General features: G+C 36.9%; 21 protein-coding genes. 18 read left to right on the top strand and 3 right to left on the bottom strand.

Annotated elements, in window-relative coordinates; translation table 11 throughout:
• Positions 1-39 precede the first annotated feature (39 nt).
• Complete coding sequence (gene rsmA / locus Q0E20_RS04790; protein WP_295997043.1) at positions 40-894, top strand: 16S rRNA (adenine(1518)-N(6)/adenine(1519)-N(6))-dimethyltransferase RsmA; 855 nt, start codon at positions 40-42, stop codon at positions 892-894.
• Between the two features lie 44 nt (positions 895-938).
• On the opposite strand, the gene Q0E20_RS04785 is transcribed toward rsmA, so the two are convergent.
• On the bottom strand, positions 939-2,186 hold the full coding sequence (locus Q0E20_RS04785; RefSeq protein WP_295997040.1) for a sodium/glutamate symporter: 1,248 nt from the start codon (positions 2,184-2,186) through the stop codon (positions 939-941).
• A gap of 121 nt (positions 2,187-2,307) precedes the next feature.
• On the bottom strand, positions 2,308-3,903 hold the full coding sequence (locus Q0E20_RS04780; protein ID WP_295997037.1) for a peptide chain release factor 3: 1,596 nt from the start codon (positions 3,901-3,903) through the stop codon (positions 2,308-2,310).
• A gap of 176 nt (positions 3,904-4,079) precedes the next feature.
• Here Q0E20_RS04780 and Q0E20_RS04775 point away from each other — a divergent pair, with 176 nt between their 5' ends.
• Complete coding sequence (locus tag Q0E20_RS04775) at positions 4,080-6,392, top strand: DNA topoisomerase 3 (RefSeq protein ID WP_295997034.1); 2,313 nt, start codon at positions 4,080-4,082, stop codon at positions 6,390-6,392.
• Positions 6,393-6,442: 50 nt separating this feature from the next.
• Here the strand turns inward: Q0E20_RS04775 and Q0E20_RS04770 are convergent, their stop codons facing one another.
• Positions 6,443-7,741: a DEAD/DEAH box helicase gene (locus Q0E20_RS04770; protein ID WP_295997032.1), complete on the bottom strand. Its 1,299-nt coding sequence runs from the start codon at positions 7,739-7,741 to the stop codon at positions 6,443-6,445.
• A 519-nt stretch (positions 7,742-8,260) separates the two neighbouring features.
• Here Q0E20_RS04770 and Q0E20_RS04765 point away from each other — a divergent pair.
• The 16 genes from Q0E20_RS04765 (at position 8,261) to Q0E20_RS04690 (ending at position 24,403) form a co-directional block, all read left to right on the top strand.
• The gene (locus tag Q0E20_RS04765) at positions 8,261-8,494 is read left to right on the top strand and encodes a FeoA family protein (RefSeq protein ID WP_295285603.1); all 234 of its coding nucleotides are present in this window, start codon (positions 8,261-8,263) and stop codon (positions 8,492-8,494) included.
• Between the two features lie 9 nt (positions 8,495-8,503).
• A complete protein-coding gene (feoB, locus tag Q0E20_RS04760) occupies positions 8,504-10,873 on the top strand; it encodes a ferrous iron transport protein B (protein ID WP_295997029.1) in 2,370 nt (789 codons plus the stop codon).
• A 235-nt stretch (positions 10,874-11,108) separates the two neighbouring features.
• Positions 11,109-11,327: a FeoB-associated Cys-rich membrane protein gene (locus Q0E20_RS04755; protein WP_295260245.1), complete on the top strand. Its 219-nt coding sequence runs from the start codon at positions 11,109-11,111 to the stop codon at positions 11,325-11,327.
• Between the two features lie 92 nt (positions 11,328-11,419).
• Entirely contained in the window at positions 11,420-11,680 is a 261-nt protein-coding gene (locus Q0E20_RS04750) for a DUF6110 family protein (protein ID WP_295260243.1), read from the top strand.
• A gap of 15 nt (positions 11,681-11,695) precedes the next feature.
• Positions 11,696-13,831 (top strand): heavy metal translocating P-type ATPase, encoded by a 2,136-nt coding sequence (locus tag Q0E20_RS04745; RefSeq protein WP_295997026.1) that lies wholly within the window; start codon positions 11,696-11,698, stop codon positions 13,829-13,831.
• A 141-nt stretch (positions 13,832-13,972) separates the two neighbouring features.
• Positions 13,973-14,380 (top strand): hypothetical protein, encoded by a 408-nt coding sequence (locus Q0E20_RS04740; RefSeq protein WP_295997024.1) that lies wholly within the window; start codon positions 13,973-13,975, stop codon positions 14,378-14,380.
• On the top strand, positions 14,373-15,212 hold the full coding sequence (locus tag Q0E20_RS04735) for a hypothetical protein (RefSeq protein WP_295997022.1): 840 nt from the start codon (positions 14,373-14,375) through the stop codon (positions 15,210-15,212). The genes Q0E20_RS04740 and Q0E20_RS04735 overlap by 8 nt, the downstream gene beginning before the upstream one ends.
• Positions 15,213-15,270: 58 nt before the next feature.
• Complete coding sequence (locus Q0E20_RS04730) at positions 15,271-15,948, top strand: ECF transporter S component (protein WP_295997021.1); 678 nt, start codon at positions 15,271-15,273, stop codon at positions 15,946-15,948.
• Between the two features lie 71 nt (positions 15,949-16,019).
• A complete protein-coding gene (scfA, locus tag Q0E20_RS04725; protein WP_004693318.1) occupies positions 16,020-16,163 on the top strand; it encodes a six-cysteine ranthipeptide SCIFF in 144 nt (47 codons plus the stop codon).
• A gap of 169 nt (positions 16,164-16,332) precedes the next feature.
• The gene (scfB, locus tag Q0E20_RS04720; RefSeq protein WP_295997018.1) at positions 16,333-17,742 is read left to right on the top strand and encodes a thioether cross-link-forming SCIFF peptide maturase; all 1,410 of its coding nucleotides are present in this window, start codon (positions 16,333-16,335) and stop codon (positions 17,740-17,742) included.
• Between the two features lie 38 nt (positions 17,743-17,780).
• The gene (gene hypF, locus Q0E20_RS04715) at positions 17,781-20,078 is read left to right on the top strand and encodes a carbamoyltransferase HypF (protein WP_295997015.1); all 2,298 of its coding nucleotides are present in this window, start codon (positions 17,781-17,783) and stop codon (positions 20,076-20,078) included.
• Between the two features lie 113 nt (positions 20,079-20,191).
• Entirely contained in the window at positions 20,192-20,443 is a 252-nt protein-coding gene (locus Q0E20_RS04710; protein ID WP_295997012.1) for a HypC/HybG/HupF family hydrogenase formation chaperone, read from the top strand.
• A complete protein-coding gene (gene hypD, locus Q0E20_RS04705) occupies positions 20,403-21,521 on the top strand; it encodes a hydrogenase formation protein HypD (protein WP_295997010.1) in 1,119 nt (372 codons plus the stop codon). The genes Q0E20_RS04710 and hypD overlap by 41 nt, the downstream gene beginning before the upstream one ends.
• Positions 21,522-22,529, top strand: a complete 1,008-nt coding sequence (hypE, locus tag Q0E20_RS04700) for a hydrogenase expression/formation protein HypE (RefSeq protein ID WP_295997007.1) — start codon at positions 21,522-21,524, stop codon at positions 22,527-22,529.
• Between the two features lie 185 nt (positions 22,530-22,714).
• Positions 22,715-23,161: a hypothetical protein gene (locus Q0E20_RS04695; protein ID WP_295997003.1), complete on the top strand. Its 447-nt coding sequence runs from the start codon at positions 22,715-22,717 to the stop codon at positions 23,159-23,161.
• Between the two features lie 114 nt (positions 23,162-23,275).
• Positions 23,276-24,403, top strand: a complete 1,128-nt coding sequence (locus tag Q0E20_RS04690) for a hypothetical protein (protein ID WP_295997001.1) — start codon at positions 23,276-23,278, stop codon at positions 24,401-24,403.
• Position 24,404: the final 1 nt, after the last annotated feature.

The raw sequence follows: 24,404 nt of genomic DNA, 5'->3' as shown, positions 1-24,404 counted from the left end.
AATCATAGAATCATAATAAGAGTTAGAATAGGAGTATTCATGATTGAATCTATCATTGCAAGTCCAGAAGTAGTTCATTATATATGTAAACGATTTGATATTAAAATGAGCAAGAAGCTTGGACAAAATTTTTTAATTAAACGTGGTATTGTTGATGAAATTGTTAAAGCTGCTAATTTAAAAGAGGGTGAACCGGTTTTAGAGATTGGCCCTGGTATTGGTACACTTACACAAGGCTTAGCACAAAGTGGTGCTAATGTAACAGCCATTGAGTTAGATACACGTTTATTAGAGGTTTTAGATACGACACTTGCTCAATATAGTAATGTTACTATTGTTCATGGTGATGTGTTGAAATTGGATGTACCAACTATCATGCATCATGAACCGTTCAAGGTTGTTGCAAATTTGCCATATTATATTACGACACCTATTATTATGTCTCTTTTAGAAAGTAGATTGCCTATTGAACGTCTTGTGGTAATGGTACAGAAAGAAGTTGCATTGCGAATGGTAGCTAAACCAGGTACAAAGGATTATGGTGCGTTATCAGTGGCCGTGCAATATTATACGGTGCCAGATATCGTATTAGATGTACCACCAAAGTCGTTTTTACCAGCTCCAGCGGTAACAAGTTCAGTTATTCGTTGTGTATTGCGTGATAAACCTCCTGTTGATGTTATTGATGAAAAATTGTTCTTTCGAGTTGTAAAAGCTGGTTTTGCGCAACGTCGTAAAACATTTTCCAATACGATGAAGACGACGGGACTAACCAAAAATCAAATAGATGAGCTATTAGTAAAAGCCGATATTGATGGACAACGAAGAGGGGAGACATTTACTCTTCAAGAGTTTGCCGATGTAGCTAATGCGTGGGCTGCTTTAATTAAATAGTATAATTAAAAGGTCCTAAGGATTATCCTTAGGACCTTTTTGTTTTAATATAGAATACCAGCCATTGTTGTAATAATGAAAGCATTGGCAAAGTCGATTAAGAATGCACCTACTAAGGATACAACGAGCCATGCACGAGGGGATGGACCGTGTTTACTTGCTAATGATAACATATTAACCAATGCATTTGGCGTAGCACCTAAGCCGAAACCGATAGCACCAGCACCGAGCATAACTGCGTCGTAGTTGCGACCAAATAGGAAGTAAATGATGTATGCGAAAATACAGATAAGAACCATTTGAGCAACTAGAATTGTAATAAGTGGTAATGCAAGATCGATTAATTGTACAAGTTTTAAACTATTAATAGCCATTGTAACGAATAGGGATAAGGCTACATTAGATACAGCGTCAAGAGCAGCATCATTAATCTTGTAGGATTTTGAAAAATCACCTACGTTACGAATGATAGCGGCACAAATCATGGAACCGATATATGCAGGTAATGGAGTTATAATTGACAAACCAGCACTTACGATGGTACCAATACCAAGCGCTAGACCAATCCACATACAGATTGTTAACAAATCTTGCGAGTTGAATTGCTTTCCGCCACTTTCAACGCGATCTTCGATATAATCGATATTGTCATCATCCATTAACTCTGGGTTTTGATAAGGTGTTTTTACTTTATGCATTTTGATAATGCGTTCGCCAACAGGGGCACCTAAGATAGTCCCTGCTACCATACCGAATGTAGCTGCTGCTACAGCTGCTGATGCAGTGCCTGGAATACCAAGTAATTGTTCATAGTATGGGCCGAATGCACCTGCTGTACCAAGACCACCAATCATGGATACAGAACCTGCCATGATACCAATAATTGGTTCAATGCCTAAGGCTTTAGAAATGGCAATCCCTGCAGTGTTTTGAACGACAATCCACACTGCACAAGCAAGGAAGAAGAAAATAATAAAAATTCCGCCTTTTTTTAAAACTTTTAAAGATGCCATCAAACCAATAGTGGTAAAGAAGGCAAGCATTAGAAAGCTTTGTAGTGAACCTTCAAAGGTAATATTTAAAATTTTGTAATATGAAAGAATAGCAGTTAAAAATGCAAATGGTAAAGCCCCCACAGCTGGTGCTGGCATACACATGCGTTGTAAAAACTTGGAATGTTTATTAATCCAAGTACCTATGAATAAGGTAATTACCGCAAGGCCCACAGTTTGAATCATGGACAAATTCAGTGTCCATACATCGTTGACTAATTTTAGGTCAATCAGTGGCATAAGATCACTCCTTTTAATAAATAAAAATAATTTATTACATTGTATCATGAATGACTAATTAAATACTATAAAATTAGCAAAGACATTTTGCTATTTATACATAGTAGCATTATTAATTTAGTTAAATTTCATTATGTAGTTTTGGCGTTTGTAAGAAGGTAACATCTGGGTTACGTTCTAGAACCCAGCCCATTTGCCATTCGTTGGCAATGAGTACAACGGTGCGATCTCGATTATCCTTTACAATCATTGCATTATCTAGACCTTTTAGTGTAGAGGTATCTACATCGCCATCAATCCAACGTGCCACACTATAAGGCAAAGTATGATTTAATAAATCAACACCATATTCATTTTTTAAGCGGTACTCAAGAACTTCAAATTGGAGCATACCTACAGCTCCTACTACGAATGAATCAAGGGCACCTGGTTGCTCAAAAATTTGAACAGCTCCTTCTTGGGCTAATTGTGTCATCCCTTTTTGGAATTGTTTACGTTTCATTGTATCTTTAGGTGATACACGTGCAAAAAATTCAGGTGGGAATACAGGAAAGTCACCGAATGTAACCTTGTGTTTTTGAGCACAAAGTGTATCACCTACACCCATTGTGCCAGCGTCGAAGACCCCGATAATATCACCAGGGTACGCATCTTCTACAATGGTGCGTTCTGTAGCCAAGAATTGTTGTGGTTGTGATAAGCGAATCGTCTTATTTGATTGGCGATGCAATACGGACATGCCTTTTTCAAATTTACCAGAGCAAATACGCATAAATACAATACGGTCATGGTGATTAGGATCCATATTAGCTTGAATTTTAAAGACTAACGCAGAGAAGTCTTCGCTTGTAGGTTGTACCATTTCCTCTACTGCTTGTCGTGGAGCAGGGGATGGGGCGAGTTCCAAGAATTTTTCGAGGAATGGTTTTACCCCAAAGTTTGTCATGGCGGAACCGAAGAACATCGGTGTTAATTCACCAGCACGCACCTTATCGAAATCAAATGGATCGCCTGCAACATCTAATAATTCAATATCATCAAGTAATGCTTGGTATACATCGTCACCTAATAATTCTTTCATATGAGGGTCAGTCAAAGCACCTTTTTCAGAGGCTAACTTTTCTTGACCATGTGTTTCATCTTTTGCAAAAAGCTCAATCGTTTCGTGTTCTCTATCGTATACGCCTTTGTATTCGCCGTTGATACCAATTGGCCAGTTCATAGGGCATGTACGAATGCCAAGAACATTTTCAATTTCTTCCATCAAATCAAATGGGCTACGACCAAAATGGTCAATTTTATTTACAAATGTAAAGATAGGAATACCACGTTCTTTGGATACAGCAAATAGTTTTTTAGTTTGTGCTTCAACGCCTTTAGCTACGTCGATGAGCATGACTGCACTATCGGCTGCCATTAATGTACGATACGTATCTTCAGAGAAGTCCTGGTGACCAGGGGTATCGAGGATGTTTACTCGACATCCATCATAGTCAAATTGTAATACAGAACTTGTTACGGAGATACCGCGTTGCTTTTCGATTTCCATCCAGTCAGATACGGCGTGTTTTGCCGTTTTACGAGACTTAACGGACCCTGCTAAGTGAATAGCACCACCGTATAATAGTAATTTTTCTGTTAATGTCGTTTTACCCGCATCCGGGTGAGATATGATAGCAAACGTACGACGACGTTGTACTTCTTCTAAAAATGTCATAATTCACCTCTGTTGTTTCGTTTGTGAAAGTTTAATTGTAATGTACAATTTTCACATCATTCATATCTTTAAAATTATACATGATTTTGGTAGTTATGACCACTAAATTGTAGTATAATGAGATTTCAAAGAGCGACTGCGGGGATGGTCGCCATATGTACGTTAAGGAGGGGACCATGCGGTTATTTATTGCAGAAAAGCCATCCATGGCTCGAGAAATCAGTAAATGTTTGCCGGAAAACAAGAATATACAAAAACGCAATGGTTATTTTATCCAAGGGGATGATATTGTTACATGGGTTGTGGGGCATGTACTACATCAAGCTGAGCCGGGTGACTATGACGATAAATATATCCGTTGGCGCCCTCAAGATTTACCAATCGTGCCTACTGAGTGGAAATTACTCGTAACCGATAGTAGTCGACAACAGTTTGAAACGGTTAAAGATCTTATTGGAAAAGCTGATATCATCGTCAATGCAGGTGACCCGGATAGAGAAGGTCAGTTATTAGTTGATGAAGTCCTGTATTTTGTAGGAAATTCAAAACCGGTGCAACGGATTCTATTAAACGCATTGGATGAGAAATCTGTAAAGTCTGCATTAGATGATTTGCGCGATAATAAGGATTTTCACAATTTATATCAATCTGCATTAGCTAGAGCACGTGCGGATTGGTTGATTGGTATGAATTTATCACGGGCCTATACATTGTCTGAACGATATAAGGGAAATAAGGTGACATTGCCTATAGGTCGTGTAAAAACGCCAACGTTAGCACTCGTAGTACGGCGTGAACGAGAATTAGCCGATTTTAAACCGACTGATTATTTTACTGTTAAAATTTTATATACCCATGAGAATGGCACCTTTTGGGCAACGTGGCAACCAAAGGACGAACAAAAAGGGTTAGATCCAGACGGTCGTCTCATCAATAAGGGGGTTGCTGAAAGTTTAATTCAACGGTTGTCAGCAAGTCCTAGTGGCATTATAAAGTCTGTTACAAAGTCTAAGAAAAAAGATTCTCAACGTTTACCGCTATCTCTGTCTTCTCTACAAGTATTAGCTGGAAAGGCCTATTCTTATGACCCTCAAACTGTATTAGATACGGCACAGAAATTATATGAGAAAAAATTAACCACATATCCTCGTTCTGATTGCGAATACCTACCACCTAATCAATATGGTGATCGCATAGCTATTCTCGGTAATTTAGCGCAATCAGGGGATGAAAAACTTTCACAATGGGCACAAAATGCGGATAGAAATATTAAAAGTCGTGCGTGGAATGAAAAAAAGATTACTGCCCATCATGCGATCATTCCTACCACCGTTTCTTGTAATGTAAAGAGCCTAACTCAAGCAGAACGGAATATTTATTTCCTCATTAGTCAGGCTTATATTGCACAATTTTATGGGGAACATGTGTATGAACAAACAAAGATTGTAGTTGGTCAATGTGAGGAAGAATTTGTTGCTAATGGTCGCGTTGTTATTGAAGAAGGTTGGAAATCTTTGTATAAGCGCCAGAAATCTAAGATACATTCAGAAGAGGATGAACCGGATTTAACCGATGATCGAGGCGCCGAATCGGGGCCTAAAAAGGAGGCTATCGAAGAAGCAGACCATTTGCCTGCCGTTAAAAAGAACGATGGTGTTGAATATACTGATTCGTCTATAGAGGCTAAGCAAACGAAGCCACCATCTCGATTTACACCGTCTACATTATTACAAGCGATGAAGGAAATTCATAAGTTTGTTAAGAATGAAGAGTTAAAGAAACAATTAAAGGCGGTATCAGGTATTGGTACGGAAGCGACGCGGGCTAATATTATTGATGAATTAATCAGTCGGGGATTTATGAAGACATCTGGTAAGAAGCAGGTGTTATCTCCTACCGATACAGGGTATCTTTTGGTAGATGCATTACCTGATGAATTATTATATCCTGATGAAACAGCCGTTTGGGAGGAACGTCTTGCCCTTATGAGTGAAGGAGAAGATACGTTAGATTCATTTTTAACGGATCAGATCCAATTTCTACAACATTTGATTGATAAGCTTGGCTTTGATAAACAGGTGAGTCGTGATCAAATGATGCCAAATGTGGTGCGTATCATTTCAAATCAAAACGCAAAGCGTCCTTTAGATACCAATCAGGCAAATTTATCAGCATTACCAGACTGTCCTTCGTGTAAAAAGGGGCATTTACAGCAGCGGACTGGTAAGTTTGGTGACTTTTTAGGTTGTACGAATTATCCGTCCTGTCGATATACGCAGCCTTCTAGGACTAGACAAAATTCAAATGCTGACCTTGAGGTTCCAGAAGAATCAAAACAATATGTATGTCCTCGGTGTAAAAAAGGATATTTTGTTAAGCAGAATATGAACGGGCGTACTACATGGGTTTGTAGTAATCGTTCATCATGTAAGACACAATGTATGGATGTAGACGGTGTACCAAGTATCTATGCAAATCAAAATAAATAATGGCACATAAAAAATGCGTGTAGCTTATGATATGCTACACGCATTTTGTGTTATTTCCGTTTGCCACGTCGACCTACCTGTGCTGTAGAGGTACGGCGTTGCCGTGTATTGGAACCTTTATGGCCTCGTGCTTTATGAGCTTTTGCTTTTGTAGATTGATAAGAACTGGTAATCTTAGGTTTCCCAGAAGTTTTTGTACGTTTGGGCGCCGTGCTGGTATTGCCTTTAGTTTTAACCTGACCGTCTTTTGTGTATTTAGTAAGCGTTGCTTGGATAGCGCGTTCGATGCGTCGTAACCAAGATTCGTCAGCTGGCGTAGCAAAGGTAACAGCGATACCCGAGTTGCCTGCGCGACCAGTGCGTCCAATACGATGGATGTAGTAATCTACATCGTGTGGTACATCGTAGTTGTATACATGGGTAATGCCTTCGATATCGATGCCACGAGCCGCAATATCAGTAGCTACCAAAATTTGTGTTTTTGCTTTTGCAAAATCTCGAAGTATTTGCGTGCGTCGTCCTTGTGTTAAATCGCCATGCATTTCTGCAATATTAAGTCCTGCAGCGGTCAATTCATAGGAGAGACGAATAGCACCTTCTCGTTTGTTACAGAAAACGATTGCCAAATAGGGATTATCATCCTGAATCATCTTGATGAGTCGTGAAGTTTTTTCCTCAGTATTCATCATATATACTCGCTGGTCGATGGCATCTAGTGTGATGTGTTTACCTTCTGCTGTAACTGATACTGGTTTAGACATATATGCTTTGGCTAAATTTCGAATCTTATCTGGAATTGTGGCAGAGAAAAGTAATAATTGCCTATTGGCATCCGTTTGGCCAATTAAATTTTCTATGTCTGGTAAGAATCCCATATGGAGCATTTGGTCTGCTTCATCTAATACGACACGACGAATCGAGTTGAGATGTAGAGAGCCTCGTTTAGCATGGTCTAATAGACGACCTGGTGTGCCTAAAATAACCTGCGGACGTCTTCCAAGTTGTTGTAATTGAGATTCAATTGTTTTGCCACCGATGAGAGGTAAAATATCAACACCTAATATTGAACCGAGTACCTTTGCTTCGTCGGAAATTTGCTTGATTAGCTCTCTAGTTGGGGCGATGATAAGCACTTGCTCTTGATGCACATCTGTGTGAACACGTTGCAAAATCGGTAATAGAAAGGCTAGTGTTTTACCTGTCCCAGTTTGCGCCTTTGCAATAATATCATTGCCTTTAAAGACGATGGGAATCGATTGTTCTTGAATAGGCGTTGGTTCTTTGATTCCTTGTTTTTGTAAGGTGCTAATGAGTTTATCACAAACGCCTAATGATTTAAAAGATTTCATGTGTCGTCCTTTCTTTAATACATATTGTATTAATTATACCTAATCTAGCAGACTCGAGCAAATGCATGTTATTACTTAGTGTATATGATAAATAATGAGTGTTACATACTATAGAAAAATATAAACACGAATTATAGTTGAGAAAATACAGTTAGAAAATGAAAATAAAGAATCTTATTATGGTTAATAATTCTTAAAATATAAAACATTAATTGAGAAATTATATATATAAAAGTGAGAATGAAATAAAGCTAATTCTCACTATGTAAATTGAGAAATCATTTAATAAATAAAGTTTTAACAATTAAAAATGCAATGATTATAATGGTTTGTTAGGTTTTTGCACGCACTAATATAATCTAAATTTATAATATATATTAAAATTTCGAATAATAAAATGATAATTATTGTTGAAATTATAAACTCTCATGATATAATGATTTAGGATATTAATACGCATTATTCGTTGGATATGTGTTTAATATGAGGTTGTTATGTACAATAATTAGGAGGTGTAATATGGCTATCAAGAAATTGAAGGACATGAAACAAGGCGAGTCCGGCATTATTGCAACACTTCATGGCAGCGGTAATGTAAAACATCGATTAGTTGATATGGGACTGGTACATGGTACTAAGGTTCATGTCATGAAGTTCGCTCCATTAGGTGATCCTGTGGAAATCAAGGTAAAAAACTTTGAATTAGCGCTTCGGAATAGTGAAGCGGGTATGATTGATGTAGAAGTTGAATAGGAGGTCCTCATGGCAGATAATGAGCAAATTCGCATAGCCCTAGCAGGTAACCCTAACTGTGGTAAAACTACAATGTTTAACAATATCACAGGGGCTAAGCAACATGTCGGTAACTATTCAGGTGTTACTGTAGAAAAAAAAGAAGGCCATACAAAATTTGACGGCCAAGAATTATTGTTTATAGATTTACCAGGTACATATAGCTTAACTGCACGTTCTTTGGATGAATTAGTAGCACGTAATGTTATCATTAATGATAACCCAGATCTTATCGTGAACGTACTCGATGCATCTAATCTAGAACGTAACTTATACTTGGCTGCACAATTGATTGAACTCGAAGTGCCAATGGTTATTGCTCTAAATATGGCTGATGTTGCTGATGAAATGGGCTTTAAATACGATATTCCGTTGATGGAAAAAATGACTGGTGCTACCGTTGTTCGCACAGTTGGTCGTAATAATATAGGTACAAAAGAGCTATTAGCAGCTACTGTTCAATGTGCTAAGGAAAATAAAAAACCGGGTGTTATTATTCCTTATGGTGACATTTTGGAACCTAAAATTGCTGAATTAGAAGCAGAATTAGCAAAAGCAGGATCCGTAACATATCCAATTCGTTGGGTTGCTGTTAAATTATTGGAAAAAGATGCTGATGTGGTCGGCAAGATTATGCGTCTTGAAAATACAGCGGCTGCTTTGGAAAAGGCAAAAGCCATTCGTGAAGAAGTTAAAGATCAAGTTGATCTTGATCTAATATTCCAAGAATATCGTCACCGTTTTGCAGTAGAAGTATTTAATGCCATTACTGTAGAATATCCAGCATCTACTGAAACTCGTTCTGATCGATTGGATAAGATTTTGACACATCGTATCTGGGGCTTGCCAATATTCTTGTTGGTTATGTTTATATTATTTAATTTTGTTAATATAGTAGGAGCGGTTCCGCAAGATTGGTTAGCAAAATTATTTACATGGTTCCAAGGATTAGCGACTACATATATTCCTGAGGGTCAAGTTCAATCTTTGGTATCTGATGGTATCATAGCTGGTGTAGGGGCTGTTATGTCTTTTATTCCACTAATTTTACTACTATTTCTAGGGATATCCTTCTTGGAAGATACTGGTTATATGGCTCGTGCCGCTTTTGTTATTGACCGTGTCATGCGCGCTTGTGGTTTACATGGTAAATCGTTTATCCCTTTATTACTAGGGTTTGGCTGTTCTGTGCCATCTGTTATGGGTGCTCGTATTCTGGATAACTATAAAGATCGTATGGTAACGATTTTAATTACTCCATTTATGAGTTGCTCAGCACGCTTACCTGTATATACTTTGTTTGCTGCTGCATTCTTTAGTCCGGAAATGGCTGGTATTGTTTTATTCTGTATTTACTTCGCAGGAATTATTTTGGGCATTATATTTGCTAAAATATTCCGCAAATTCTTGTTCTCTGGCGAAGCAGAACCGTTTGTTATGGAATTACCTCCATATCATATGCCTACCTTGAAAGCGACTGCAATGCATATGTATGAACGTACTATTATGTACTTCAAAAAAGCGGCTACATTTATTTTGGCTGCTACTATCCTTATTTGGTTTATTACATCGTATCCTAATGATGTACAATACTCTCAAGATTATGATGAATTACATGATCAAGTAGCCGCTACCTATGAAGTAAAAGATGCTCAAACATTAGAACAATTTGGTATTACTACAGATGAACAAAAAGATCAAGTTAATGAAATCGTTGATAATATGAAATCTACTGTAGATGATGCTACTTCAGCAGCAGAAGCTAATGGTGAAAGTGCTCCTGAAATTGAAACGGAAGATGATTCTGAAGCTCCTGAATTATTCAATGATATTAAAGATCAAAATGAACAATTGTTCCCAGTAGCCTGGGCTATGTATAAAAACCAAGCTAACTTAGCTGATGAAAATCAAAAACTTGATCAAGAACAAGCATCTGAAAAAATGGAACAATCGTATGCAGCTATGTTTGGTAAAGCAATTAATCCAATTCTTCAACCATTGGGCTTTGATTGGAAAATGGGGGTAGCACTAGTAGCCGGGTTAGCAGCTAAAGAAGTTGTTGTATCTACATTGGGTACAATTTATGCAGTAGGTGGTGATACTGATCATCCTCAAGCATTGACTGCATATTTACAAAGTGATCCACACTTTACTGCATTGATTGCGTTGACATTCATGTTATTCATCTTGTGTTATCCACCATGTATAGCAGCACTTGCTGTTATTAAACGTGAAACTGGATCTTGGAAATGGATGCTATTCATGTTCTGTTATGAAAATGCATTTGCATGGATTGCATGTTTCATTTTCTACAATGTAGGTATTGCGTTGGGATTCTAGCTCAAAATATAGATAATCACTATTGTGTCACTATATTTTAGCTAGTTATGATTTATACTAATTGTATAGTTGTAATTTAGTTATATGAAACTTAAATCTAATACTTGATAATTATCAATATTTATGGTTAAATGATAATGAGAAAAGAAGAATGTCCTTTAGATGTTGATTTTTATTTGAATTATCACTATTACCTATATTGTATTTTAGTTGATATTGAGAAAGAGGCATAATAATGGATAATCTTATTATAGGACTCATAGTTGTTTTAGCATTAGCTTACTTAGGCAATAAAATTCGCAAACAAGTGTCTGGTAAAGGTGGCTGTGGTTGTGGTAGCGGTGGTTCATCTGATGGATCTAAGTCACATAAGTCATCTGGCTGTGGCAGCGGATGTAGTTGCAGTTGTGATGGTTCCAATAAAGCATTGGGTATCAAACGTGTTGATAGGTAAGAATTTTATGTGATAATGGAAGAGGAGTCTCTATAATGAGCTCCTCTTTTCATATAAGTTTTAATTATGTCAAATAAGAAAGGAAACACATCATGTTTAATTTCAATCAAAACAATCTTAAAAACGCTAACTTATTCGCAGCAGGTCTTGCATTGGGCACTGTAGGTCTTAAAGTATTAACATCCAAAGATGCTAAAAAAGTATATGCTGGTATCGTAGCAGCTGGCCTTCGTGCTAAAGAAACTGTATTAGAAACAGCTGAAAAAGTACAAGCTTCCGCATCTGATGTATTAGCTGAAGCTCAAGAAATTAACGAAGCTCGCAACGAAGAAATCTTTGAAGAAAAAAAATAATAGAAGGATTCAATTATGTTACAATTTTCTGTTGTACGAAAACTTAGAAATCGCTTGCATGTTAAGGTAACTGGTCATCGTTTTACAGAGGCTGAAGCAGCTTATGTAGAAGATACCTTGTTACTTAATGATGCAATTGTAGATGTAACCTTCTACACTCGTAGTACTCAAATTGCTATTAAACATAATGGTGATTCTGCTGCCGTACGTGATGCGGTGTTAGGTCTACGCAATTTAGATTTGTCCGAAGCTCCTGTTTTGAACGAATACTCTCCGCGCTTAGTAAATAAAAAATATCGTGAAATGATGATTAATCGAACTGCTTTGTATTTAGGTAAAAAAGCAGTACTACCAGCACCAATTGCGGCTGCATGGGCTTGGTTTGATGGTATTAAATTTATTGGCAAAGCGATTAAAACATTATGGCAACGTAAATTAACTGTTGAGGTACTTGATGGTGTTGCTATTGGTGCAGCTTTACTTCAAAAAGATTATCCTACGGCTGGCGCGGTTATGTACCTATTAGGTATTGGTGATATTTTAGAAGAATGGACTCACCGTAAATCCGTATTAAATCTTGCTCAAAGTATGTCTTTGAATGTAGACAAGGTATGGGTTTTAGTTGACGATATCGAAGTAAGCAAGCCAGTTAACGAAGTTGTAGCAGGCGATAAAATCATTATTCGCCAAGGCGAAGTGATTCCATTGGATGGCATCGTTATTGACGGTGTTGTTCTTGTTAATGAAAGCTCTATGACTGGTGAACCAGAAGCTGTTCGCCGAGACAAAGATACTTCTGTATATGCAGGTACAGTAGTAGAAGATGGTAAAGCTATTGTAGAAGTACGTAGCACATCTAAATCTTCTCGTTATGAAAAAATCGTTAATCTTATTGAAGAGTCTGAACAAATGAAATCCGGTATGGAACAACAAGCATACCGCATGGCAGATAAATTAGTTCCAATTAGCTTTATTGGGGCTAGTTTAACATATTTGTTGACTCGAAATGTGATGAAAGCATTGTCTTTCGTAATGGTTGACTTTTCTTGTGCATTAAAATTGTCTATTCCATTAGCTGTACTTTCAGCAATGCAAGAAGCCTCTAAACGTGGTATTACTGTTAAGGGTGGTAAATTCTTAGAACAAATTGCACAAGCGGATATGATTGTATTCGATAAAACTGGTACTCTTACAAAAGCAGAACCTGAGTTTGAACAAATCATTCCGTTCAATGGTCATGATGCAGATGAAATGTTAAAATTAGCTGCATGTATTGAGGAACATTTCCCTCATTCCATGGCAAAAGCAATTGTACGTGCTGCTAAGGATCATGCTTTGCCTCATAAGGAAATGCATTCTGACGTAGAATACGTTGTAGCTCATGGTATTGCCTCTAAGGTTGGTCGCTACCGTGTACGTATTGGCAGTGCTCATTATATCTTTGATGATGAAAAGACAAAGATTCCTGCAGATGAACAAGAAAAATTCAATAACTTACCAAACACATCATCACATATTTACCTTGCTATAGGCGGTACATTAGCAGCGGTTATTTGTATTAAAGACCCTGTACGTGATGAATCTAAACAAGTTATTGCTGATTTGCATGCTTTAGGTATTAAAAAGGTTGTCATGATGACTGGTGACTCCAAACGTAATGCACAACGTGTAGCTGATGAACTCGGCATTGATGAGGTGCATGCAGAGGTATTGCCAGAAGATAAGGCTGCCTATGTAAAACAAGCAAAAGCGGAAGGTTATACTGTCATGATGGTCGGGGATGGTATTAATGATTCTCCAGCTATTTCAGAAGCACATGTAGGGATTGCTATGAATGAAGGCGCTCCAATTGCTCAAAAAATTGCGAACGTTACTATTTCCTCTGATAACTTACAAGCTCTTGTAGACTTACGTCGAATTTCTATTGCGTTGATGAAACGTATCAAATCCAACTACAATGGTATTGTTGGTTTCAATGGTGCTCTTGTAGGGGGTGGCGTACTTGGTTTCATGCCTCCAAGTCAAACTGCTTGGTTACATAACCTATTTACATTAGGAATTGGCATTGAAAGTATGACTCCGTTGTTGAAGGAAGAAAAACCAGAAGATAAAGATACAATTGATATTACTGCGGAATCTACTGTTGCGTGATAATTGATTATTATGTCTTTAGTCTTTGAATGGCATTTAAAAGGTCTCTTATAGAAAAATCTCTATAAGAGACCTTTTTTTGTGGCTTTTTAGTGATATGTAGTGTACAATACAAGTGATTAATTATCTTAGGAGACGTGTATGAACATTATATTGGATATTTGTAAACAATCACTGTATATGAATATATTTATCATGGCTATTCCTGTCATTTCGTATATAATTCATAATGGATCTAGTGCAACAGTGGCTTTAGTATGGTATTTATTGTTGTCTTTATGTATTCCTTGGGCATATTTATCATTTAAATCAAGCACGTTTGGAGCTGAAAATAAACGCATAAATCGCATTATTTATGTGTTAGGCTGGATAGTTGTTCAATTTGCCACTTATAGACTAATGTTTCTTGGTTTAGATTTAAATTGGCTTTGGGGATTGCCATCCATTGGACGTGACATCATTTTTCTTATGGGAATGTATGGTCAAGTTACTATTGTACTTATCATAGCTTATTGGATATCTCAACTATTGGGAGGGTCACATGAATAAGCAGTTTATTGTGTTTACTTTAATTAGTGCTTTTTTTGTAAGTGTAGTTACTTCTGTATTGCATCTAACTGGTTGGGGTTCTCCATATCTTACATTTCCTGTATTATCTTTGTTGATACCTATTATTTTACAGCGAATGCGACAAGGTAGATTTAGTGAATTACCGATTCATATGGGCTATCATGTATATAGTTGGGTGATTTTTACGGTTATTAATGTATTTACAACCCCCTTTAATGTAACCGTAGAAAATCAAATTCTGATTATGATAGTCTATTTAGGCATATATTTTTTTACGCAAGTTTTGCTAGAGTTAGTAGCTTTATTAATGACATATTTTTTTAAAAGAAATCGTAGATGGGGTGTATTAGATGAATCAATAGATATGGCTGTATATATATTGCCAATTCCTTTTATATATTTGGGTTCGATTTTTTATATTGATTTAACTGATCCTTTAATGATAGCTTACTTTGGACCTACCATTAGTTTAAATGCGCTGATGGGAGAGTTTTTATTTATCATTTTATCTATGTTAGTTTTTGCATTCTACATGTATCCTCGTAATGGTGAATATAAAGCTACGAGGTTGCTACGAATAGTTATTACAGCTGTTATGCTATTAGCTATGAATGGACATATATTATATGGTGGGTATATTCCAGAATTTGTGAAAGCATTAGCACCTACTGTATTCCCAATATACCAAGGGAATCCTCTTGTATTTTTTACACCAGGATTATTAGAACTTGTGTTTATTATTGTATCTGTACTGATTGGTAAATTAGTAGAGATAGGTATAATAAAAGCTTTTGTAAAGAACAAAGGCTAGCTTTTATTTCTAGTTTCGACTCATATCCTTAGAGAATGAGAGCGAAGGAGGATTTTTTATGAATGAAAATGTAAAGGATGGTAACCAACAGGTATCAATCCAAGAACAGCAAACTGAGTCAATGAATCGTAAACAGGAAAAAGCACCTGTTACTAAATCAGGTTTAACATTACGTGAACTGACTGTTGTAGGTTTGTTAGCTGCTATTACAATTATTTTAGGCCTTTCTGGTTATGGTATTATGGCATTAGGACCGTTGAATGTAACCACCTTACATGTGCCAGCGTTGATTGGTGCATTAGTTGAAGGACCTAGAGTTGGTGCTTTTGTGGGCCTGATTTTTGGTGTATATAGTTTTTGGCAGAATTTTACAGCACCGAATATTTTATCTCCATTATTTATCAATCCTTTAGTATCGGTAGTGCCTCGAATTATATTCCCTGTATTGGCTGTATTAGTATATAAATCATTGTGGAAGGTACCACAAGGACCACGCATAATTATTTCTGCATTTATGGGGACCATATTCCATACATGTATGGTAATGGGGCTAATCTATGTGTTATACGCCGATATGTTTGCACAGGCTATGCATCTTTCATCAGATCAAGTTATAGGAACAATCTTAATATTGTCTGTTACGCATGGTATTCCAGAAGCAATTTTTGCAGGCGTCATTGTAACACCGATTGCATTGGCGTTGCGTAAAGTATTGCGTAAGGACGTACAAAAATAATTTATATTTTACATAGTTTGAATATCTATGATAAAATAATAGTAATACAATAAGTATTGAGGAGGATAATCATGGCTAAACGTATTCGTACAATCAACACTGAATCTTTACAAAAAACTGCTAAAACTGGTGGTTGTGGTGAATGCCAAACTTCTTGCCAATCCGCTTGTAAAACAAGCTGTACAGTAGGCAATCAAGTTTGCAAACAAAAATAATAAAAAAAGAGAGCCGATGGCTCTCTTTTTTTATGTATGTATAGATTACATAGTATCTATAGTATATATTTATGAGGACTTTCAGCACGATATGTAAAAAATGTGGTACAATTATCTAGAAAGTTCTATATAGTTTAGCACTTTCACATACATATAATTTGGAGGTACCATGTTAGAATTAAAACCAATGATCCATAAGTTTCGGATGAAAGATAACTACTATTGTTTAGATGTAAATAGCGGTATCATTCACGTTATTGATGAACTCATTGATAAAGTATTAGATATATATGACGGCACTAATCGTGATGCAGTCCATGCTGCGTTAGATAGCTCTCAAGATCCTATAGAATTAAATGAAATCATGGATGAATTAGATGAGCTCATCGCTGCAGAACAGCTATTTGCTCCTATGAGTACTGAATTCAAGCTCGTAGTTGGGGAAAAGCCAATTGTTAAAGCATTGTGTCTTAATATTGCCCATGACTGTAATTTAGCATGTAAATATTGCTTTGCTAGTCAAGGCGATTACGGTGGTGTAAAACGCGAATTAATGAGCTTTGATGTAGCTAAACGTGCTGTTGATTTTCTAATTCAAATGAGTGGCACTCGTCAACATTGCGAAATTGATTTCTTCGGTGGTGAACCTCTTCTTAATTGGGATGTTGTAAAACAAACTGTAGAATATATTGAGCAAGAGGCTCCAAAACATAATAAAATCTTTAAATTGACATTGACTACTAATGGTATGTTATTGTCTCAAGAGAAAATCGATTATGTAAATGAACATAAAATGAGTTTGGTATTATCTCTTGATGGCCGAGAAGATGTGCATAATGCTATGCGTCCAGTTGCTGGTAGTGGTGCTAACTCCTATGAATATATTGCTAAAAACCTTGTTAATGCAGTAAAACAACGTCATGGTTTAGAATATTATGTACGCGGTACATATACGCATAAGAATCTTGATTTTACTAAAGATGTATTGGCTATGTCTGACTTAGGATTTGAACACTTATCTATGGAGCCTGTAGTTGGTGAAGAAGGCGATTATGTACTTCGCGAAGAAGATTGGCCAACGCTTGAGAAAGAATATGAAAAATTAGCAGATATATATTTGCAACGCCAAAAGGACGGATGGGGTGAGAAATTTAATTTCTTCCACTTCCGTATGGATTTGTACCGTGGACCTTGTATGGCAAAACGTTTGCGTGGCTGCGGGGCTGGTCATGAATATATGGCTGTCGTGCCAAATGGAGATATTTATCCATGTCATCAATTTGTAGGCAAAGATGGTTATATACTTGGTAATGTATATGAAGGTTTAAAAAATATGGAAATTCCAAAGAATTTTCGTAACACACATGTGTTTACAAAACCTACCTGTGCAGAATGTTGGGCTAAATTCTTCTGCTCTGGTGGCTGTCATGCCAACAACATTACATTGGGTGGAGATTTACAAACGCCTTATGAGTTTGGTTGTCGTCTACAAAAGAAACGGATTGAATGTGCTATCATGATTCAAGCTGAACTTGAACAAGCAGGGATTGATGGTAGTATTCCTGTAGCATTAGGATAGACATTTTAAATAAGATATATTTTGTAATAGGAGCCGCTATGGACACTAGATTGGATGAAAAACAAACTATTGAACGATGGGGGATTCGATTTACAGGTATTGTACAAGGGGTCGGATTTCGACCCCTTGTTTCTATGTGGGCCCATCAGTTAGAAATTAGTGGATTTGTATATAATGATAATTCCGGAGTATATGTTGAGGCTCAATCCGATATAGATACATTGCAATTATTTGTTGATACGATTCAAGAAGAACAGCCGCGATTATGCCGTATCACACATGTGAGCATTACAAAGCTTGATCCATCTATAAATAATGATGGTAAGGAATTTGTTATCGCTCAGTCTCCTGTGGACGGTACTGTAAACACATTTATTAGTGCCGATACATCACCATGTGAAGATTGTTTGGCTGAAATGAAGGAACCTGGTAGGAGGTATGATTATCCTTTTATCAACTGTACCAATTGTGGACCTCGATATTCCATTATCAAATCCATGCCCTATGATCGAGAACGAACTACTATGTCTGATTTCACCATGTGTGAAGCTTGTCGCGATGAATACCTTGATGTGAATGGTCGTAGGTATCATGCAGAACCTAATGCGTGTGCTAATTGCGGCCCAAGTTATCAGTTACTAGATTTGGATGGCCGTAATTGGGCGGGGGATGATTGTTTTGAAAAAACACGAGATCTCATTCATAAAGGTGCCATAATTGCAGTTAAAGGTATTGGTGGTTATCACTTAGTGTGTGATGCCACTAATGATAAGGCAATACAAACATTACGAGAGCGAAAGCATCGTAAGGATAAGCCTTTTGCTATTATGGCTGGTTCTATCGACATCATAGAGGAGTTTGCTATCGTTAGCGATGGAGACTTAGACGCATTAAGCAGTATGGCAAGACCCATTGTTTTATTAGAAAAAAATGATAATTTCCATGCGTCTATCAGTGAGTTAGTAGCTCCTGATAATCATTTAATTGGTGTTATGTTACCATATGCACCAATTCATCATGTTTTAGTACCACATAATGCAGTCTGGGTTATGACAAGTGGCAATGCGAGCGGTGATTCCGTTATTTACGATGATGAACACGCGTTTTCAGAATTACGTACTATAGCCGATTATTTTTTGACACATAATCGTCAAATTTATGCACCTGTAGATGATTCAATTGTATCAGTGGTGGAAGATACACCTATTTTAATTCGTCGAAGTCGTGGATATATTCCAGAACCAATTCATTGTGAGTCGATTAAAGATCCATCGATACTTGCTATGGGGAGTGATTTAAAGAATACCTTTGCGATTAATAAAAAGCAGGAGATATTGCTAGGACCTCATATAGGTGATTTAGCAAGTGAATCAACTCATGAAACGTTTGAGAGGACCATTGAACGGTATGAACAACTGTTTGATGTGAAGCCAGAAGTTATTGTTATAGATAAGCATCCAGCATTTTTTTCATCTAATTATGGACGAAGATTAAGCGAATCCCTTGATCTTCCAACTATAGAAGTGCAACATCATCATAGCCACATTGCAGCTGTTATGGCTGAGTACGATTTGAAATATCCTGTTCTTGGAATTTGTTTTGATGGCACTGGATATGGGGATGATGATACGATTTGGGGCGGTGAATTTATGCTGTGCTATGGGGCAGAGTATATGCGTGTTGCACATATTCATTTAGCGCCTTTGCCTGGTGGTGAGAAAGCGGTAAAAGAGCCATGGCGTCAAGCTTTATGGTATTTACGGAATTATTATGGAGATGAGTTGCCTAATAAATACAAAAAATGGTTAACTACATTGCCTAAAGGTTGGCAAATTCTAGATAAGGCATTGCAATCAGATATGTCCATGATGATGACATCTAGTGCGGGTAGATTGTTTGATGTGATTGGTTGTCTGTTGGGCTTAGGAAATGAACATTCTTTTGATGCACAAATTGCCATTGCGTTGGAATCTGCGTGTCAAGATGAAGAAGGGCGCTTGCTAGATTTTAATTATGATGGTCAAGTTCTAGATCTTGTACCTGCAGTACAGCAGATTATGGATGGTTATTCTCGAGGTGAAAGTGTATCTTTATTAGCGGCGAGCTTTCATAAAACGTTAGCTATCGCTATTTGTGAAGTGGGATCTGATTTATGTGAACGCTATGGCATCGATGATGTATGTATCGGTGGTGGCGTTTTTCAAAATCGAAGACTATTAGCATCCTTACAACATAAGTGGCATCATGGCACATTATATATTAATAAGAAAGTGCCATGTAATGACGGTGGTTTATCGCTAGGACAATTGTGGATTGCTCATCAAAAAAATATATAAAAGTATCATCAGTTACAGAAAAGACCGTATATTTATGATAGAATTAAGTCATACAAAATATTTGGATTAATAGTTATAATAAATGTTTAAGTATATTTACTAGAGGAGGGCGTATGTGTTTAGCAGTACCAGCACAGTTAGTTGCTATTAATGAAGCTATTGGTACAGTGGAATTAACTGGTGCAACTCGTGATTGTAGCTTGCTTCTCGTACCAGATGCAAAGGTGGGAGATTGGTTGTTAGTACATGCCGGTTTTGCAGTTCAAATTGTAGATGAAGAAGAAGCGAAGGCAACATTAGATGCCTTCCGGGAGTTAGAAGAACTTGAAGAAGCTTACTTTGCAGGAAAAACAAAAAACAGCTGATGCTTTATTACACCGCATCAGTGAACTTCATACACCTGGTGAACGGGTGCGACTTATGGAAGTTTGTGGTACACATACAGTATCTATTTTTAGAGAAGGGTTACGACAATTATTGCCATCGGGGATAGAATTAGTAAGTGGTCCTGGATGTCCTGTGTGTGTAACCGATCAGGTGTATATGGATAAGGCTCTCGAGTATGCAAAACGTGATGATGTGATCATTGCAACTTTTGGTGATATGCTGAAGGTGCCAGGTAGTTATAGTAGTCTTAGTGAAGTTCAAACACAAGGAGCTCATATTCACGTTATCTATACACCACTAGAAGTTTTAGAATTAAGTAGAAAATATCCAGATAAGCAGATTGTATTTTTGGCGATAGGTTTTGAAACGACAATCGCTGTTATCGGTGCTACCGTAAAAGCTGTCGCACAGGCTGGCCTAAAAAATGTATTTTTTTTAGTGTCTCATAAATTGGTACCACCTGCGCTTCGAGCTTTATTGGATAGACAATCTGGACAGATTGATGGTTTTATTTTACCTGGGCACGTAAGTGTTATTATTGGAGAAAAACCATATCAATTTTTACCGGATGAGTATAAAATACCATCTTGTATTGCTGGATTTGATGGAGTAGAAATATTATCGGCTATCGTTAATATTTTAGAACAACGTAGAAGTGGTCATTTTGAAGTAGGGAATACCTATCATTCTGTTGTAATGAAAGAAGGCAATCCTGTTGCTATACAAATGATGGATGAAGTGTATGAAATTTGTGATGATACTTGGCGTGGAATTGGTAAGATTCCAAATTCAGGGTTAAAGCTAAATGATGATTACTCATTTTTAGATGCAGAAAAGATGCTACCTATTTATCTAGAAAAACCATCTGTCGATCCTAAAGGTTGCCAATGTGGTAGCGTATTACAAGGGTTGATAAAACCTAATGAGTGTCCTTTGTTTGGAAAATCGTGTACACCGGATCATGCTGTAGGTGCTTGCATGGTATCTGTAGAAGGTAGTTGTGCTGCATGGTATAAGTATGGCTTTTCTAGTGGCGGATTAGCCTGGGAGGATTAAATGGAACGAGTTCGTTTAGTTCATGGCAATGGTGGTCGCTTTAGCCACGAGTTGACAGAACGATTTATATTAAAGTATTTTACCAATGATTTATTGGCCCCTTTACATGATGGTGCTCAATTTTCAGTGTCATCTGGTCGCATGGCTTTTACGACTGATTCCTATGTTGTACAGCCTGCTTTTTTCCCCGGTGGTAATATTGGTAAATTAGCTGTATGTGGTACGGTTAATGATTTAGCTATGAATGGTGCTGTACCACAATATCTTAGCTGTGGTTTGATTTTAGAAGAAGGCCTTCCTTTTGATGAATTAGAAACGATTTTAAGCACTATGTCTGATATGGCAAAACTTGCTAATGTGCAAATTGTAACGGGTGATACAAAGGTTGTTAAAAAAGGTGAAGTTGATAAAATTTATATCAATACTGCAGGTATTGGCATGATTCCAGAGGATATTCATATAGGTCCTAATTTAGTAAAACCTAATATGGATATAATTTTATCCGGTTCAATAGGAGATCATTCGATTGCTGTTATGGGCCAACGATTTGGGTTAGAGTTATCAGATTCAATTAAGACTGATTGTGCTCCTTTGAACCATATGGTTCAAGCTGTTTTGAATAAAGTCGGTCCTCAAGTTGCTTTATTACGGGATCCTACGCGCGGCGGCGTAGGTACGGTTCTTAAAGAAATTGCTGAACAAAGTCAAGTTGGCATAAAAGTGGAAGAATCTAAGCTTATCATTCATGATGAAGTTCGATCTGTTTGTGATATTCTGGGTTATGATCCTTTATATTTAGCCAATGAGGGTAAATGTATATTCGTTGTAGATCCGATTGTAACCAATGATGTGCTAGATATTTTACATAGTTATCCTGAAGGTCGTGAAGCAACTCATATCGGTGCTACCATGGATAAAAATATTGGTAAAGTAGGCCTACAAACATCAATTGGTGGTGTTCGTTTAGTAGATTTATTAGGTGAAGATCAAGTACCGCGAATCTGTTAAGTCTTTTTATATTAATTATATGATGTGCTCTTAAAACATAGTTAAAAATTAAATTGTATAAAATTCATAATAAACTCATTGTATTATTATATAATTTTACTATCTTTCAGTGTAAGTATTTATACTTTCACTAGAAACTATGTATAGAATTTGTTAAAATATAAGTATCTATTAGGAGGCTTATCATGAAAAAGAAAATTATGACCGCTGTTCTAGGGATTTGTTTGACTACAACTGCATTTGGTGGAATTTTAACTACACAAGCTGGCGGTTTAAGTAGCATTCTTGGTGGCGCTGCTAAAATTGGTGGTGTTGGTATTTTAGTTAGCAAATTTGGCCCACAAATTGATTCTTTCTTAAATAAATTACTAAAACAAAATAATTTGAGTACTGAATATACTACAAAGGTTGTACCTATTATTAGTATTGGTACTAAAGGTTATATTGGTGCTGCACAAGTAACAGGTCCTGCATCTAGTATTGAACAAGTTAAAGCTGTTGCACAAATTGAAGGTAGTTTTAATGGGATGGTTCGTGTCAAAGGTTTAGTACCAGTAGATAGTACAAATCCAGTGAGCGCTTCCCGTGTTCAAGGTGTTGGCGTATCTGCACTTATTGATTTAAAAATTTAATGGCCACTGACGTACTTTATTAAGAGTGCTCAGAAAATAAGCACGGTCTTAGGCCCGTGCTTATTGTGCTATTTGATGTATATGTCCCATAGAGGATGAGTTGTGGAGGATTATATGAAGAAGCAAGTACTTACACTTTTGATGGCATCTTTATTAACAGGTACCGCATTTGCTGCACCTGGTACAGTAACGGAGAAAACACAAGTATTAGAAAGCACTGTATATGGTGCACCTCAAGATGGTGCTGTTGTAGATCGCATCAATCAATTAGATGAAACTGTGTATGGTAACGGATTTTCTGGTAATACTGCTACATTAAGTAAACGTGTTGATTCTTTATATGATTCTGTTGAAGGTAGTGGTACTAATATTTCTTTGCGTGAAGAAATGGACGCATTAGAATATACATATCAAAACAGTATTAATGATGGTTCTTTGGTAGATCGTGTTGAAAAGATGGAACGAAGTGTGAATGGTAGGATTTTACCTGGTTCGTTACAAAAACGTATTATTAGTTTGAAAACTAAGGTATATGGTAGTAATGTAACACTTACAAATCAAGTTGGTACATTATCTTCTGATCATGTATTTAAAGTCACACTCAATGATGCGGTATCTACAAAAACAAGTCATGAAGGAGATTCAATTAAATTTACTGTTGCTGAAAATGTAATGGATGGTAATGTTTTACTTGTTCCTGCAGGCACTGTAGGTTCTGCAACAATTACATCTCTAAAAAAGGCCCGTTCCTTTGGTAGAAATGGAGCTCTTGATATAACTTTTGATTCTGTCCCTGCTATTGATGGCACAGAGTTTACTGCGGTTCAAGGTAAAGAAGCTAAAGAAAGAACTAAAGGGGAAATTAAAGCTGCTGGTGCTTCTGTAGCGGGTGCTGTATTGCTTGGTCCTGTAGGTTTAGTTGGTGGTGCTTTTATAAAGGGGAAAAATATTGATTACCCTGTAGGCTCTACTGTATTTATTCAACCGCAAGATTCTGTTTCCATTCAAGGTCTTGTTATTGGCGGTGATGGTTTAGCGCATAGTGATGATGAATTAGCAGAAGCTGTTACCGTGCCAGCTACTAATGATGATTCCGTAGATAGCTCTGTGGATAATGTAGACAATACAACTGTAAATGCAGATGATAATGATACTAATGTCGCTGATACTGAAGAAGCAGAAGATACAAATGATACAGCAGAAAATGTATCTCAACCAATCGTTGTAGTAAAACGTAATTAAT

The sequence above is a fragment of the uncultured Veillonella sp. genome (assembly GCF_934230905.1).
GTDB lineage: Bacteria > Bacillota > Negativicutes > Veillonellales > Veillonellaceae > Veillonella.
This window is presented reverse-complemented; position numbering and strand designations above follow the sequence as displayed.